Origin of the sequence: Microbacterium aurantiacum (genome assembly GCF_021654035.1) — a bacterium.
In the GTDB taxonomy this organism is placed as follows: domain Bacteria; phylum Actinomycetota; class Actinomycetes; order Actinomycetales; family Microbacteriaceae; genus Microbacterium; species Microbacterium aurantiacum.
The window spans coordinates 347,267-361,217 of sequence record NZ_JAJPDW010000002.1; the positions used below are offsets into that span (position 1 = coordinate 347,267).

15 protein-coding genes are annotated in these 13,951 nt (G+C 69.8%); 12 read left to right on the forward strand and 3 right to left on the reverse strand.

Annotated elements, in window-relative coordinates:
* From map to LTL01_RS07140, 9 genes are all read left to right on the forward strand, one after another.
* Positions 1-840, forward strand: coding sequence for a type I methionyl aminopeptidase (gene map / locus LTL01_RS07100; protein WP_236967969.1), 840 nt, complete (start codon positions 1-3; stop codon positions 838-840).
* Positions 841-881: 41 nt separating this feature from the next.
* Positions 882-1,565 (forward strand): DsbA family protein, encoded by a 684-nt coding sequence (locus tag LTL01_RS07105; RefSeq protein WP_236967970.1) that lies wholly within the window; start codon positions 882-884, stop codon positions 1,563-1,565.
* Positions 1,566-1,716: 151 nt separating this feature from the next.
* The gene (infA, locus tag LTL01_RS07110) at positions 1,717-1,938 is read left to right on the forward strand and encodes a translation initiation factor IF-1 (RefSeq protein ID WP_028496510.1); all 222 of its coding nucleotides are present in this window, start codon (positions 1,717-1,719) and stop codon (positions 1,936-1,938) included.
* A gap of 67 nt (positions 1,939-2,005) precedes the next feature.
* Positions 2,006-2,122, forward strand: a complete 117-nt coding sequence (rpmJ, locus tag LTL01_RS07115) for a 50S ribosomal protein L36 (protein WP_005050492.1) — start codon at positions 2,006-2,008, stop codon at positions 2,120-2,122.
* A 236-nt stretch (positions 2,123-2,358) separates the two neighbouring features.
* Positions 2,359-2,733 (forward strand): 30S ribosomal protein S13, encoded by a 375-nt coding sequence (gene rpsM, locus LTL01_RS07120; protein ID WP_053546357.1) that lies wholly within the window; start codon positions 2,359-2,361, stop codon positions 2,731-2,733.
* Positions 2,734-2,764: 31 nt separating this feature from the next.
* Positions 2,765-3,163 carry a 30S ribosomal protein S11 gene (gene rpsK / locus LTL01_RS07125; protein WP_013583990.1) on the forward strand — a complete coding sequence of 133 codons (399 nt, stop codon included), beginning with the start codon at positions 2,765-2,767 and terminating at the stop codon, positions 3,161-3,163.
* Between the two features lie 138 nt (positions 3,164-3,301).
* On the forward strand, positions 3,302-4,291 hold the full coding sequence (locus LTL01_RS07130; RefSeq protein ID WP_236967971.1) for a DNA-directed RNA polymerase subunit alpha: 990 nt from the start codon (positions 3,302-3,304) through the stop codon (positions 4,289-4,291).
* 46 nt (positions 4,292-4,337) lie between these two features.
* Positions 4,338-4,877: a 50S ribosomal protein L17 gene (gene rplQ, locus LTL01_RS07135; RefSeq protein WP_236967972.1), complete on the forward strand. Its 540-nt coding sequence runs from the start codon at positions 4,338-4,340 to the stop codon at positions 4,875-4,877.
* 72 nt (positions 4,878-4,949) lie between these two features.
* Entirely contained in the window at positions 4,950-5,906 is a 957-nt protein-coding gene (locus LTL01_RS07140) for a GNAT family N-acetyltransferase (protein WP_236967973.1), read from the forward strand.
* Between the two features lie 28 nt (positions 5,907-5,934).
* Here the strand turns inward: LTL01_RS07140 and LTL01_RS07145 are convergent, their stop codons facing one another.
* On the reverse strand, positions 5,935-7,878 hold the full coding sequence (locus LTL01_RS07145; protein WP_236967974.1) for an acyltransferase family protein: 1,944 nt from the start codon (positions 7,876-7,878) through the stop codon (positions 5,935-5,937).
* A 140-nt stretch (positions 7,879-8,018) separates the two neighbouring features.
* Between LTL01_RS07145 and LTL01_RS07150 the strand changes: the two genes are divergently transcribed.
* Positions 8,019-8,879: a universal stress protein gene (locus tag LTL01_RS07150; protein ID WP_236967975.1), complete on the forward strand. Its 861-nt coding sequence runs from the start codon at positions 8,019-8,021 to the stop codon at positions 8,877-8,879.
* A gap of 43 nt (positions 8,880-8,922) precedes the next feature.
* Positions 8,923-9,540: a hypothetical protein gene (locus tag LTL01_RS07155; protein ID WP_236967976.1), complete on the forward strand. Its 618-nt coding sequence runs from the start codon at positions 8,923-8,925 to the stop codon at positions 9,538-9,540.
* Here the strand turns inward: LTL01_RS07155 and LTL01_RS07160 are convergent.
* Positions 9,518-10,690: a diguanylate cyclase domain-containing protein gene (locus LTL01_RS07160; RefSeq protein WP_236967977.1), complete on the reverse strand. Its 1,173-nt coding sequence runs from the start codon at positions 10,688-10,690 to the stop codon at positions 9,518-9,520. The genes LTL01_RS07155 and LTL01_RS07160 overlap by 23 nt on opposite strands.
* Entirely contained in the window at positions 10,687-12,327 is a 1,641-nt protein-coding gene (locus LTL01_RS07165) for a sensor histidine kinase (RefSeq protein WP_236967978.1), read from the reverse strand. Before LTL01_RS07165 ends, LTL01_RS07160 begins: the two co-directional genes overlap by 4 nt.
* Before the next feature lie 119 nt (positions 12,328-12,446).
* Here LTL01_RS07165 and LTL01_RS07170 point away from each other — a divergent pair, with 119 nt between their 5' ends.
* Positions 12,447-13,928: a glycosyltransferase family 2 protein gene (locus LTL01_RS07170; protein ID WP_236967979.1), complete on the forward strand. Its 1,482-nt coding sequence runs from the start codon at positions 12,447-12,449 to the stop codon at positions 13,926-13,928.
* The last annotated feature ends 23 nt before the right edge of the window (positions 13,929-13,951 follow it).

Sequence of the window (13,951 nt, forward strand, 5' to 3'; positions counted from 1 at the left end):
GTGGTGCTGCGCCGTTCCATCTACAAGTCGCCCGCTCAGCTGCGGGCGATGATCGAGCCGGGACTCATCACCGCGGCGGCGCTGGACGCCGTCCGCGAGGTCGTCGCGCCGGGCGTCACCACGGGTGAGTTGGACGCCGTCGCCGCCCGCGTGATCGCCGAGCGCGGCGCGACGAGCAACTTCCAGCTGGTCCGCGGCTACCGGCACACCATCTGCGCGTCGGTGAACGAGCAGGTCGTGCACGGCATCCCGGGGGAGCGGGTGCTGCACCCCGGCGACATCCTCTCCGTCGACTGCGGAGCGCTCTTCAAGGGGTGGAACGGCGACTCGGCGTTCACGGTCGTGCTGGACGACCCGACTCGGCCGGATGTCGTCGCCGAACGCGAGCGGTTGTCGGAGGTCACGCGCGGATCGCTGTGGGCGGGCATCGCAGCGCTTGCGTCGGCGCGTCACCTCGGGGAGATCGGTGCGGCGATCGAGGGATACATCGAGACGCACGCGCCCGACGGCGGGTACGGGATCCTCCGCGACTATGTGGGTCACGGCATCGGACGCAAGATGCACGAGTCTCCGTCGGTGTTCAACTACCGCGTCGACGACGAGGGCCCCGAGGTGCGCCCGGGACTGGTCGTCGCGATCGAGCCCATGGTCGTCATCGGCGACCAGGAGACCGACGTCGAGGACGACGGCTGGACGGTGTCGACCGCCGACGGCACCGCCGGTTCACACTGGGAACATAGCGTCGCCGTGCATGATGGCGGAGTGTGGGTGTTGACGGCGCCCGACGGCGGTGCCGAGGCGCTCGCGCCGTTCGGCGTCACCCCCCAGCCGATCGCCTGAGTCCCGGCGTTCGGTTCGACGAGGTTCGGAAGAGGAAGATGATGGCTGCTGCCGCGCGCAAGGTCAATTGGTTCGCCGTGTGGGTCAGTGCGGCCGTGGTTGTGGCGATCGTCGCCGTCGGCGGCCTCGTCGTGGTGCTGAACAACGCTGCGACCGGTCCGGGGGAAGCGCCGCAGGCGGCGAACGTCAACGCCGAGACGGGTGCGATCTCCGTCGGGGACGGCGAGAACACCCTCGCCACCTACATCGACTTCATGTGCCCGGTCTGCGGTGACTTCGAGGCCGCCTACGGTCCCGAGATCGACGGGCTCGTCGAGGACGGCTCGACCACTCTCGAGATCCACCCGATCTCGATCCTCGACCGGGCCTCGCAGGGGACGGAGTTCTCCACCCGCGCCGCCAACGCGATGTACTGCGTCGCGGTGGCGGACGAGGACGCCGCCCTCCCGTTCCTGCAGGCGATGTTCGCATCGCAGCCCGCGGAGGCCACCGCGGGGCTCACGGACGAGGAGATCCTCGCCATCGCGGCATCCGTCGGCGTCGACGGGGTCGACGCGTGCGTGACCGATCAGACCTACTCCCGCTACGTCGGTTCGATCACGCAGGAGACCCCGGTGCAGCCGGGCGCCGCCGGGATCGCGACGCCGACGCTGGCGGTGAACGGCGAGGTGATCTCCAACTCCGAGATCCCTGCGCCGGGTCAGCTCGCGACGCTCTTCGGCTGATCGGGTGTGAAAGGATGCGGCCCCCATTTGCCGCGGCATCCACTATCACGTATGCTTGATCTTTGGTGCGTTGCGCCTTCATCGGCGTGTCCACAGCACCGACTCCCATCCACCGCAGACCGACCGGTCTGCACGAAGTGTTAGCGAGCGTATGGCGAAGAAAGACGGTGTCATCGAGATCGAGGGCGTGATCTCCGAGGCCCTGCCCAACGCGATGTTCCGCGTCGAGCTGACCAACGGACACAAGGTCCTCGCAACGATCTCCGGCAAGATGCGGCAGAACTACATCCGCATCATCCCCGAGGACCGTGTTGTCGTGGAGCTTTCGCCCTACGACCTCACCCGTGGACGCATCGTCTACCGCTACCGCTAGACCGGTCGAGAAGTAACGCCTCCGCAGGCTCTGCCGGCGGAGGCGAAGACAGCGAAGAGAAGAAATCATGAAGGTCAACCCCTCGGTCAAGCCCATCTGCGACCACTGCAAGGTCATCCGTCGCCACGGGCGCGTCATGGTGATCTGCAAGTCCAACCCGCGTCACAAGCAGCGCCAGGGCTGACGCGAGTCGGATCACCGCGGCCCAGCCGCGCTGATGCGACTCGGGTCAGGATCGAGTGCCGCGCCTCCGGCGCGGTGTATCGAGATCTAGCCCCGACAGCCCCCGCCGCCCAGGCGACCACACACAACTGAACACATCCGGCAGTATCAGAACCCGCGCAGCGGGGGACACCTCGGGACGAAGGCCCGGGCACCGATACTGCTCCACACCTTCGCACGACTCCTCAGGAGAACGACATGGCACGTCTTGCCGGCGTCGACATCCCGCGCGACAAGCGCGTGGTGATTGCGCTCACCTACATCTACGGCATCGGCCGTACCCGCTCGCACGAGGTCCTCGCCGCCACCGGCATCGACCACGACATCCGCGTGAAGGACCTCACCGACGACCAGCTCGTCGCCCTCCGCGACCAGATCGAAGGCACCTACAAGGTGGAGGGTGACCTCCGTCGCGAGGTCGCCGCCGACATCCGCCGCAAGGTCGAGATCGGTTCCTACGAAGGCCTGCGTCACCGCCGTGGGCTCCCCGTGCGCGGTCAGCGCACGAAGACCAACGCGCGCACCCGCAAGGGCCCCAAGCGCACCGTCGCCGGCAAGAAGAAGGCGCGCTAAGCGCGGCCCCAGGGTTTAGGAGAACACGCACATGGCACAGGCCAAGTCCGCAGCGCGCAAGCCGCGCCGCAAGGAGAAGAAGAACATCGCCGTGGGTCAGGCCCACATCAAGTCGACGTTCAACAACACCATCGTCTCGATCACCGACCCCTCGGGCGCCGTGATCAGCTGGGCGTCCTCGGGTGGCGTCGGCTTCAAGGGCTCGCGCAAGTCGACCCCGTATGCCGCCGGTATGGCCGCGGAGTCCGCCGCCCGCCAGGCGCAGGAGCACGGCGTCAAGAAGGTCGACGTCTTCGTCAAGGGACCGGGTTCGGGTCGCGAGACCGCGATCCGTTCGCTGACCGCTGCCGGCCTCGAGGTCGGTTCGATCCAGGACGTCACCCCCCAGGCCCACAACGGCTGCCGTCCCCCGAAGCGCCGCCGCGTCTGACATTCCTTTCCGTCCCGCTCCGCCGTCGCGCGGCGATGTTCTTCGCCCGCGCGACGGCGGAACGGGACTCGAGAACAACTCAACACCTCATTCACCGCACGTGTCATATAGCGGGCACGTGATCGAAAGGAACACATCGTGCTCATCGCACAGCGTCCCACTCTGACCGAGGAGAACATCGGGGAGTTCCGCAGCCGGTTCATCATCGAGCCGCTCGAGCCCGGTTTCGGCTACACGATCGGCAACGCGCTGCGCCGCAGCCTGCTGTCGTCGATCCCCGGTGCTGCCGTGACGTCGATCCGCATCGACGGCGTCCTCCACGAGTTCAGCACCATCCCCGGTGTCAAGGAGGATGTCACCGAGATCATCCTGAACATCAAGCAGCTGGTCGTCTCCAGCGAGCGCGACGAGCCGATCACGGCGTACCTGCGCAAGACCGGTTCCGGCGAGGTCACCGCGGCGGACATCTCCGCTCCCGCCGGTGTCGAGGTGCACAACCCCGACCTGGTCATCGCGACCCTCAACGACACGGCCCGCTTCGAGCTGGAGCTGACGATCGAGCGTGGCCGCGGCTACGTCTCGGCCACGCAGAACCGCAACGAGTACGCCGAGGCCGGTCAGATCCCGATCGACTCGATCTACTCGCCGGTGCTCAAGGTCAGCTACCGCGTCGACGCCACCCGAGCGGGTGAGCGCACCGACTTCGACAAGCTGATCCTGGATGTCGAGAGCAAGGCGTCGATGGCCCCGCGCGACGCCGTGGCGTCCGCCGGTCGCACCCTCACCGAGCTGTTCGGTCTCGCCCGCGAGCTGAACGTCGAGGCCGAGGGCATCGAGATCGGTCCCGCCCCCGTCGAGCAGGTGCTCTCCAACGAGCTCTCGATGCCCATCGAGGACCTCGACCTCTCGGTGCGCTCCTACAACTGCCTCAAGCGCGAGGGCATCAACACCGTCTCCGAGCTGGTCGCCCTCTCCGAGACGCAGCTGATGAACATCCGCAACTTCGGCCAGAAGTCGGTCGACGAGGTGCGCGACAAGCTCGTTTCGCTCGGGCTGTCGCTGAAGGACTCGGTTCCCGGGTTCGACGGCGCGCACTTCTACGGCGGCTACGACGACGAGAACGCCTGAGTCTTCCGACTCACTTGACCGACTTTTCCCACTGGAGTAATTGACAATGCCCAAGCCCACGAAGGGACCCCGCCTCGGAGGCGGACCCGCACACGAGCGTCTGCTGCTGGCGAACCTGGCCGCGGCCCTGTTCACGCACAAGTCCATCAAGACCACCGAGACCAAGGCCAAGCGCCTGCGTCCGCTGGCCGAGCGCCTCATCACGTTCGCCAAGCGCGGCGACCTGCACGCCCGCCGTCGCGTGCTGAGCGTCATCGGTGACAAGGAAGTCGTGCACGTCCTCTTCACCGAGATCGCGCCGCTCGTCGCCGACCGTGAGGGTGGCTACACGCGCATCACCAAGGTCGGCAACCGCAAGGGCGACAACGCCCCCATGGCCGTCATCGAGCTCGTCCTCGAGCCGGTGAAGCCCAAGGCCAAGGCCACCAAGCGCTCGGCTGCTCCGGCTGCCGCCGCCGAGGAGACCCCGGCCGCCGAGGAGTCCGCCGCTGACGACACCGCCGCCGACGCCGGCGCGGAGTCGCCGGAGGAGGGCGCCGCCGCGGAGGCCGCTGCCGAGGACGCCGTCCAGGACGACAAGGCCTGACGCCACTCCACGCGTACGCACGAGACCCGCAACCCTGTTCAGGGGTGCGGGTCTCGTGCGTACGCTGGAGGGATGACGATTCGCCTGCGCCCCGCCACCGTCGACGACCTCGACGGCATCCACGCCGTGGTCGTCGCCGCCGACCGGATCGATCACCCCACGTGGGTGACGCCGCGCGAGGATCTCGAGGAGGTCTTCGAGCTCTCCCACGTCGACCCCGCCCTCGACACCCGCGTGGCCGTCGACCCGGACGATGAGATCATCGGCTTCGCGTGGGCCATGGTGCACCCGGACACGTCGGCCGGCATCCACGGGTACCTCCACGGGACCGTGCACCCGGACCGGCGACGGCAGGGCATCGGCCGCGAACTGCTGGCATGGAGCCACGACCGCACCCGCGAGCTCATCGCGGCCACCGGAGCCGAGGGGCCCGCGGCGATCTTCCAGTACGTCGACGAGACGAACACGGATGCCGTGCGCCTGGGAGAGCGGCGGGGTCTGCGCACGGAGCGCTGGTTCAGCTCGATGCAGCGCGACCTGTCCGAGCCGGCGGCGGAGGTGGCCTCGCCCGACGGGGTCGAGCTCGTGCCGTACACCCCCGAACGATCCGAGGACGTGCGCCTGGCCCGCAACGACGCCTTCCGGGACCACTGGGGGAGTCTGCCGAGCACGGCGGAGCGCTGGTCGAAGTTCGTCGACGGTCCCTTCCTCCGGCCGGATCTGTCGACGTTGGCGCTGCGGGACGGCCGCGTCGTGGCGTTCTGCCTGGCGTCGGTCAACGAGGAGGACTGGGCGGCGCTCGGCGCCCCGAACACCTACATCGACCTCATCGGCGTCATCCGCGACGAGCGGGGGAGAGGGCTCGCCCCCGCCGTGATCGCCCGCACCCTGGCCGCTGCCCGCGACGCGGGGCTCGAGCAGGCCGTCCTCGACGTCGACACGGCCAGCAAGACCGGGGCGAACACGCTGTACGAGCGCCTGGGTTTCCGCGCGACGCACCGCCAGCAGGCGCTCGTCGAGCGCTTCTGATCCGTCGTCGCTCCGCCGGCGCGCCCGCTCACTGCGGGATGCGGACCTCGGCGTGGTGCAGACGGCGGTACTCGCGCATTTGCGCGTCGTGCTCCGCTGCCGCGCGGGCGTGCTCGACGGCGGTGACGCCCGCCTCCACCGTGCGGGCGAACAGCCGGCCGCCCTCCTCACCGGGGTGGATGCGATCGCCGGCGAGGAGTTCCTCCCGCGGGGCGATCGCGCTCGACCAGTCGGCGACGCTCACGCGGGGATGCGCGGCGGCGAAGGCGTCGAGATCGGCGTTCACCTGCGGGATCCAGTCCCGTGGCGCATGGGCGTTGACGAGGATGACGTCCCGCTCGGGACCGGCGATGTCGACCATCCGCTCCAGGACGCCGGTGTCGACCGGGCCGTTGGTGCCGAGTGCGAGGACCACGTAGCGCCGCAGCTGACCCTGCGCGGCGAGGGATTCAAGGATGCCGGGGCCGGCCCAGACCGACCGCGACACCGCGGCATCCACCTGGATGCCGGGGAGCTCCTCGAGGAGCCCGGGGACGGCGGCGAGCATGACCGAGTCGCCCACGGCGGTGATCTCCTCGCCGGCGACGGGGGTCGGTGACGGCGCGCTCACCGCGGGGGTCGGCGGCGGCGTCGGCGTGCGGACCGGCTCGGAGCGGGGCGAGGCCTCCTCGGCCGCCTCGAGCGCGGCGGCGCCCGCGGCCACCGCCGCCTCGGAGGAGGTCTCACCCGGGGCGGCGGCCAACGCCGCGCTGGATCCGCCGAGGAAGAGCGCGGTCACGGCGACGGCGCCCACCGCGCGGGCACGCACGCGCGCCGATCCGCGGAAGGCCGCACCGAGGCGTGCCGCCGTACCGCGGAAGCCGTGGCGGCGGAGCGGGGTCTCCACGAAACGGTGGGAGAGCTCGGCGGCGGCGAGGGTCGTCAGGAGGACCCCGATGCCCACGCCGACGGGGACGCCCGCGTCGGGGCCGGTGCCGCGCAGCCACGCGAGCGCGAGGACGAGCAGCGGCCAGTGCCACAGGTAGATGCCGTAGGACCGGTCGCCGATCCACCGCAGCGGCGCGATGTCGAGCATGACGCCGGCGCGCGAGCCCGGAACGGCGGCTGACAGGATCGCCACCGCCGTCAGGGCGCTGGCGGCGAGGAGGACGCCCGGGAAGGTCGCGATGCCGTCGCCCGGGGAGAGGAGGGCGAGAGCGATCACGCCGCCGACGGCGATCGCGCCCGCACCCGTGGCGAGCCCCCCGCGGCGCTCGCCGATCCGGTCGAGGAGGGCGGGAAGTGCGAAGGCCAGAGCCACTCCGAGGAGGATGCCGAACGCGTGGGTGTCGGTGCCGAAATACGCGCGCGTGACGGCATCCGAGAAGGCGGTGGTCGCCGTTCCCGCACTGCCCGAGACCACGATCGCCATGACCGTCGCGCTCCCCAGGGCCAGGATCGCGGCGGCCGCGGCACGCCACGTCCGCCGCGGTAGCAGCAGGAACAGGGGCAGGATGAGCGGCCAGAGGAGGTAGAACTGCTCCTCGACGGCGAGGGACCACACGTTCCGGAAGAGCTCCGTGGTCGTCGCGGCGAAGTAGCCGGTGTCGCCGGCCAGGGCGAGCCAGTTGTAGCTGAAGGTGAGGGCGCCCAGCACCTGCCAGCCGAGTCCGCTCAGGACGTCGCCGCCGATCAGTCCGGCGATGCTCGTGCAGACGGCGAGGACCACCAGCAGTGCCGGCAGCAGGCGCCGCGCGCGACGGCGCCAGAACTCGACGAGACGGATGCCGCCGGTCGCGGCGATCTCGCGCAGGAGGAGCGAGGTGATGAGAAAGCCGCTGATCACGAAGAAGACGTCCACGCCGAGGAAGCCGCCCGGCAGGAGCGCCGGGCCGAAGAGGTGGTAGACCACGACCAGGATCACGGCGACGGCGCGCAGACCGTCCAGTCCCGCATAGCGGGCGGCGGTCGGGCGGGGCGCGGTGAACGTCATCGAAGGGGGAGTGGCCGGGGACGAACGGCGCCTGTCAGTGTACGACCGGACTCTGGGAGTTCGGGGGCGACGCCGGGACCAAGGTCCCCGCGCGGCGGAGGGGTGCGGACGTAGCGTGGAGGAGACCGGAGGAGGTCATCATGAAGGACACCATCGTCGTCGGCGTCGCGCTCCACAGCGAGGCGGGCAGGCGCTCCGGACAGCGCGCGATCGCGTGGGCCGCGGAGCGCGCCATGGACCGTCATCAGCGTCTGGAGCTCCTCTCCATCGTGGGCGGAGCAGTGGGGATGGTCGGTGAGGCGCACCTGATCGATCAGGCCCGCGACGACCTCCGCTCCCAGCTCGAAGCGGAGGCGCGGACGCTCACGGACGCCCACCCGGATCGCCTCGACGTCCGGGTCCGCGTGGACCACGGCAATCCCGTCGCGAAGCTCATCGACGCCTCGAAGGATGCCGCCCTGCTCGTGATCGGCAGTGATTTCCGCGGCGACGCAGGACCGGCGCGCGGGCCGCACGGCATCCGCATCGCCGCCGGATCCCACGCCCCCGTCGTCGTCATCCCCGACGCGGACCCCGGTGCACGATCGGGAGTGGTGGTCGGTGTGGACGGCTCGGACCTGTCCGAGCGGGCCATCGCCTTCGCCGCCGCGGAGGCCGACCGACTCGGCGAGGCGCTGATCACCGTGATCGCGTGGAGCCCGATGGAGGTCTCGCGGAACCCCGGTCTGTACCCGCCGGAGTACCTGGACGCGCTGGCGCGGCTGTCGGAGGAGAGCCTCGGGCTGTCCCTGGCCGGACTGTCGTCGACGTATCCCGACCTGCGCATCGAGCGCCACGTCGAACGCGGGTACCCGTCGGAGGCCATCGAGACGTACGCGCGCCGTGCGCGGCTGACGGTCCTCGGCTCGCACGGCCGAGGCGCCATCGCCCGCTTCCTGCTCGGGTCGGTCAGCGAGGAGGTGCTGCGCCGGCTGCCCAGCGCCGTCGCGATCGTGCGCTGAGCGGGCCCTACACTGTCCGGAGGCCCCTTACGGACGGACGACCATGCGCACTCCCCGCCTTCGCGTTCCCCTCGCGTTCGCCCTCGCCCTCGTCACAGGCGCGGCGCTGACCGGATGCGGCACGCCGCCCTGGGAGGACGGAGGCGGGTCCGCGCCCGACGGCAGCGCCACGCCGACGGCGACGGCTCCCGCTCCGGTGCCCAACGACCTCTCCAGCGGCTCGACGCAGCGGGAGCTCCAGGCGGGCGCCGTCTCGGCCACGGTGGACTACTGGTCCCCGTTGTCGATGGACCAGTGGACACCGGGCGCGCTGAAGCCGCTCACCATGTCGCTGACGACCACCGTGACCCCGGATGACGGCAAGAAGGTGTATCTGCAGCAGGCGAGCGTCGTGGCGATCCCCGCCACGGCCACCGGCCAGCTCGCGCCCCTCGCGGCGCAGACGGACACGGCGACCGTCAACCCGGGCTACCTCGTGCTGAGCCCGCAGAGTTACTCGCAGACCTTCCAGATCGGCGCCGTCCCCGAGGAGGCGGATCGGGTGATCCTCCAGATCACCTACGACTTCCTCATGCAGACGGCGCCGGACTCGGCCGACTACGCCAAGCAGACCGCCACGGACGTGCTCACCGTGGCGCTCACCGCTCCTCCAGCCCCGTGACGAGCCGCTCGATGAAGGTGCCGTCGGCGCGCTCCCACTGATCGCCCCCGCGCTCCTGTGCCACTTCGGCCGCGCCGCGCGCGATGAAGAGCAGGGCGTCGAGGTCGTACCCGCCCACGGTGGTGGAGCACCAGCCCGCGCTCGCGGACGGCTGCACGGGGATGCGGGTGTCGAACTCCAGGTCGCCGACGCTGCGGAGGATCCGCCGGAGCAGGTCGCGGGTCGCCCCCTCCGGTTTCGCCACGAGCACGACCAGGTCACTGTCGGCGGTCATGCCCACGAGCCCGCCGGTACCGACCACCTCGCGCACCTTGTCTTCGAACGCCTCCACGAGGTGGGTGACCTGTGCGGGCCCGGTCGTCGCGAGCACCTGCCGTAGGTCGTCCAGGCGCAGGACCAGGACGGAGCAGAGTTCGCTGGCCGGCAGTGCGCGCGCCAGGCGCTCGCGGGCGGCCTCCTGGAACTCCCGGTATTGGGCCTCGCGCCGCGGATTCTGTCCGCGCCGGGTACGGCCCACGCTGAGCCCGAGGATCGCGATGAGGGCGCTGGCGATGTAGACGAGCATCCCGACCGACGCCAACGGTCGTGACACCGCGAAGTCGACGTCCACGGGCTGGAAGGCGACCGACACGATGACCCCCGCGAGGCCCGTCGCGACGAAGATCACGGCAGCCACGCCGAGCGGCCAGATCACCGCCTCGCGTCGCTCCGGCATCCGGACCCATTCCCACAGGAAGAGCCCCGCCGAGATCGCGGAGAGGAAGTACAGCGCACGGTAGGTCGTGGCGAAGGCGGGGCCGGCCGCCACGAGCGCGAGGGTTGTGGCCGCCAGCAGGGCGAACGCGGGGCCCACCCACACGAACGTCCGCACGCCGCGGTGGGCGCGGAAGCCCGACCACAGGAGCGCCGGAGCCCCGAGCAGGAGGCCGAGCATGAAGGTGCGCGCGACTTCGTTCTGGTTCGACTCCGCGGCGATAACGCCGAAGGTCGAGATCATCGACAGGGTGAACGCGTAGCTCCAGTAGAGCGTGGCGCGGCTCGGTGCGCTGAGGAACGCGATCCCGACGGTGACGATGGTGGCGACCGCCGTGAAGAACGCCTGCCAGATGCCGAGGTTCGAGGCCGCGAGTGCGGCGAGCAGATCGGTCACGCCGTCGCCTCCGATCCGCGGGCGGCTGGGGGGGCGGGCAGGCGCACCGTGAACACGGTCCCTTCGCCCAACACGCTGTCCACGGAGAGGACGCCGTCGTGGGCGTGGACGATCTCCTGGGTGATCCCGAGCCCGAGTCCGGTGCCCCCCGCAGTCTTCTTCGCCTCGGCGGTGCGGAAGTACGGCGTGAGCACGCGGGGGAGGTCGTCGGGGGCGATTCCGATGCCGGTGTCGGCGACCGAGATCACGACGTCGTTTCCCTCCTTGCCCGCACTCACGTCGACGGTTCCGCCCGCGCGGGTGTACTTGACCGCGTTGCTGACGAGGTTGTCGAAGACCTGCCGGATGCGGAACCCGTCCACGACGGCGGCGAGGCGCCCCGAAGTCGACAGGCTCACGCGCACGTCCTTCGCGTGACCGGCTTGCTCGTAGGACGCCACGGAGTCGACGAGGATCGGGGTGAGGTCCGTTTCCTCTCGCGGGCAGGCGTCCTCGACCACGGTGCCGGATCGGACGGCGGAGCGCGGTCCGAGCATCTGCTGCGTCATCTCCAGCATGCGCTCGCTGGCGTCGAGGAGCTTCTGGAAGCGTTCGACGGCCTTCGGTGACATCGCCTCGTCCTCAAGGGCGAGCTCGGCGGTGCCGATCATCACGGTGAGCGGATGCCGCAGCTCGTGCGAGGCGATGGCGGCGAGGCGTTCGCGATCGCGCTGCGCCTGCACGACGGTGGTGACGTCGTGGACGAGGAGGAGGATCGTCTCGTCCTCGTGCGCAGAGGAGCGCAGACGCTTGGCGGTCACCGAGAGGGTGCGCCACTGGCCGTCGATGGTGAAGATCCACACGCGCTGATCGTGGAAGGTCTCGCCGCGGCGGGCGCGGGCGAGGGTCCGGTCCGCGGGAGGCACCGGCATCCCGCGGTAGCCGGAGTACTCCACGGAGCGGGCGGGCTGCTCGGGATCGCGCGGATCGATCCCGTACAGGCGTGCGTAGGTGCTGTTGATCGACAGCGCCGGTCCGCTCGTGGTGACCCGGGCGACGCCGATGTCGACGACGTTGAGGATCTCGTTCGTCCGTCGCTCCTGTTCGGAGCGGCGCTCCACCGTGGCATGGAGGCGACGGGACTGTCGGGCCATGAGCCGCCGTGACGCGCGCACCTGCCGCATCGCGAGATGCGCGGTGATCCCGATGAACGACAGCGTGGACAGGACCACGAAGACGCGGAGTGCGGTGTTGCTCGCGCTGCCGTAGAGGAGCTCGAGGGCGATCATGAGCCCGATGAGGCCGAGCATCGCACCGAGGACGGTGAGACGGAAGTGCATCCCCGCCCACATCACGGGGAAGGCCCACAGGAAGCTCAGGCGGAGGTCGGTGGTGTAGGCCAGCAGGCCGATGGCGATCGCGTCGAGGAACGGGATCGCGATGACGGCGTTCTTCGGCATCCGTGCCCACGGCGCGCCGATGGTGAAGGTGGTCAGCGCCAGGACCAGCGCGGTGCCGACGAGGAAGTGGGGCTGCCCGAAGAGGGCGGGGTCGAGGACCATCACCAGGAGCGCGATGACCACCACCGCACCCGCCAGGGAGAGCTGCGTCAGCCAGATGGAGCGCGTGCGTCCGCTGATCTGGATCGGGGTGCTCACGATCGTCCCCTCGTCGCCGGCGGACTCATCGCGGGATTGCGGTCGCGTTGAGGTTTCCTTGCGGAACCGTTCGCTCGCGCTCGGCGGCGTCTTGCGGTCGGCCCGGAAGAGTGGAAGCCATGACGACGACTCCCTCCACCACGCTGGTGCGCCGCGGCGCGCTCGCTCGCACGGTCATCGAGCAGCTCGAGGAGACCGAGCCGATCGAGCGCGAGATCGACCGCGAGTTCGAGTCGGTCCTCGACGACGCGATCGTCGGCCGCTCCACGATCGGCTGCGTGATCCCCGCGTACAACGAGGAGGAGTCGATCGCCGACGTCATCGAGTCGCTGCTCGGGCAGACCCGCGTTCCGGATGTCATCCACGTCGTGGTCAACAACACCTCCGACAAGACCGTGAAGATCGCGTCGCAGTACAGCGGCCCGCACGAGGTCGTCACCGACCTCGGCGAGCAGTTCACCGAGGTGTTCGTCCACGACATCGGCAAGAACCCCGACAAGAAGGTCGGCGCCCTGAACTACGGCTTCGCGCTCGTCGAGGGCTACGATTACCTGCTCGGCGTCGACGGAGACACGATCGCCGATCCGAAAGCGGTGGAGTACCTCGAGAGCGAGGCGATGTCCGACACCCGCATCGGCGGCATCTCGGCGATCTACTCGATCGACGACCGTCCGATCAAGGGGGCGATCGCGAAGTTCCTGATCTCGGGTCAGCGCACCCAGTTCGCGGCGTTCAACATGCAGAACCTCCTGCGCGGCCGGAACATGGCCGTGCTCGGCGGTCAGTTCTCGATCTTCTCCACCGCCGCTCTGCGCGACGTCATGGTGCAGAACCACCAGTCCACCCCCTGGGTGAAGGATAGCGAGGTCGAGGACTCGCTCCTGTCTCTGCAGATCAAGAGCGCCGGATACCTCACGAAGATCAGCCCCTTCGCCCGCGCGGATGTCGGTGGCATGACCACCCTCCGCTCGTACGACGCGCAGCAGGTGAAGTGGACCTACGGCGCCATCGAGCTCATGTGGCCGGGGCAGCGCGGCGACACCAAGGGCCAGCCGCTGCACCCGAACCTGCGCCTGCGCTGGTTCGAGAACGTCGGCATGCTCACGAACTTCTTCGTCCGCGTGTCCTTCCTCGTGCTGCTCGCGGGCTCGCTGTCGATCGGGGCGTTCGTGTTCTCCCCGTGGTGGCTCATCCCGCCGGCGATGGCGGTCGCGCTGAACATGCGCATCGCCTTCACCATGAAGGACCGCACGGCGCGCGACGTCCTCTTCGCCGGGCTCGTCGCCCCCGCCGAGGTCTTCATGTGGGTGCGGATCAGCCACTTCCTGCGCTCGTGGACCCGATTCCTCTCGCGCAAGAAGGTCGACAACTGGGCGATGCAGGCCAAGGCCGAGAAGGGCGGCGGCAGCACCTACTGGGTTCCGCTGGTGCTCCTGATCGCGTCCCTCGTGGCGATGGCCGTCATCTGGGTGGTGCTCCCGCCGGTGGCGCAGTCCACGATCCTGTGGGTCGGCTGGCCGATCGTCGGCGTCATCACGGTCCTGCAGACCCTCATGATGTTCTTCAAACTGATCCGTCGTCACCAGGGCTTCCAGGTATGAGCGCCCGGGCCGCGAGCGGCCCG

Coding starts and splice junctions, on each gene's coding strand:
- rplQ (WP_236967972.1), top strand. CDS start 4,338: ATGCCCAAGCCCACGAAGGGACCCCGCCTCGGAGGCGGACCCGCACAC.
- LTL01_RS07150 (WP_236967975.1), top strand. CDS start 8,019: ATGAAGGACACCATCGTCGTCGGCGTCGCGCTCCACAGCGAGGCGGGC.
- infA (WP_028496510.1), top strand. CDS start 1,717: ATGGCGAAGAAAGACGGTGTCATCGAGATCGAGGGCGTGATCTCCGAG.
- rpsM (WP_053546357.1), top strand. CDS start 2,359: ATGGCACGTCTTGCCGGCGTCGACATCCCGCGCGACAAGCGCGTGGTG.
- rpsK (WP_013583990.1), top strand. CDS start 2,765: ATGGCACAGGCCAAGTCCGCAGCGCGCAAGCCGCGCCGCAAGGAGAAG.
- LTL01_RS07155 (WP_236967976.1), top strand. CDS start 8,923: ATGCGCACTCCCCGCCTTCGCGTTCCCCTCGCGTTCGCCCTCGCCCTC.
- LTL01_RS07105 (WP_236967970.1), top strand. CDS start 882: ATGGCTGCTGCCGCGCGCAAGGTCAATTGGTTCGCCGTGTGGGTCAGT.
- LTL01_RS07140 (WP_236967973.1), top strand. CDS start 4,950: ATGACGATTCGCCTGCGCCCCGCCACCGTCGACGACCTCGACGGCATC.
- rpmJ (WP_005050492.1), top strand. CDS start 2,006: ATGAAGGTCAACCCCTCGGTCAAGCCCATCTGCGACCACTGCAAGGTC.
- LTL01_RS07145 (WP_236967974.1), bottom strand. CDS start 7,878: ATGACGTTCACCGCGCCCCGCCCGACCGCCGCCCGCTATGCGGGACTG.
- LTL01_RS07170 (WP_236967979.1), top strand. CDS start 12,447: ATGACGACGACTCCCTCCACCACGCTGGTGCGCCGCGGCGCGCTCGCT.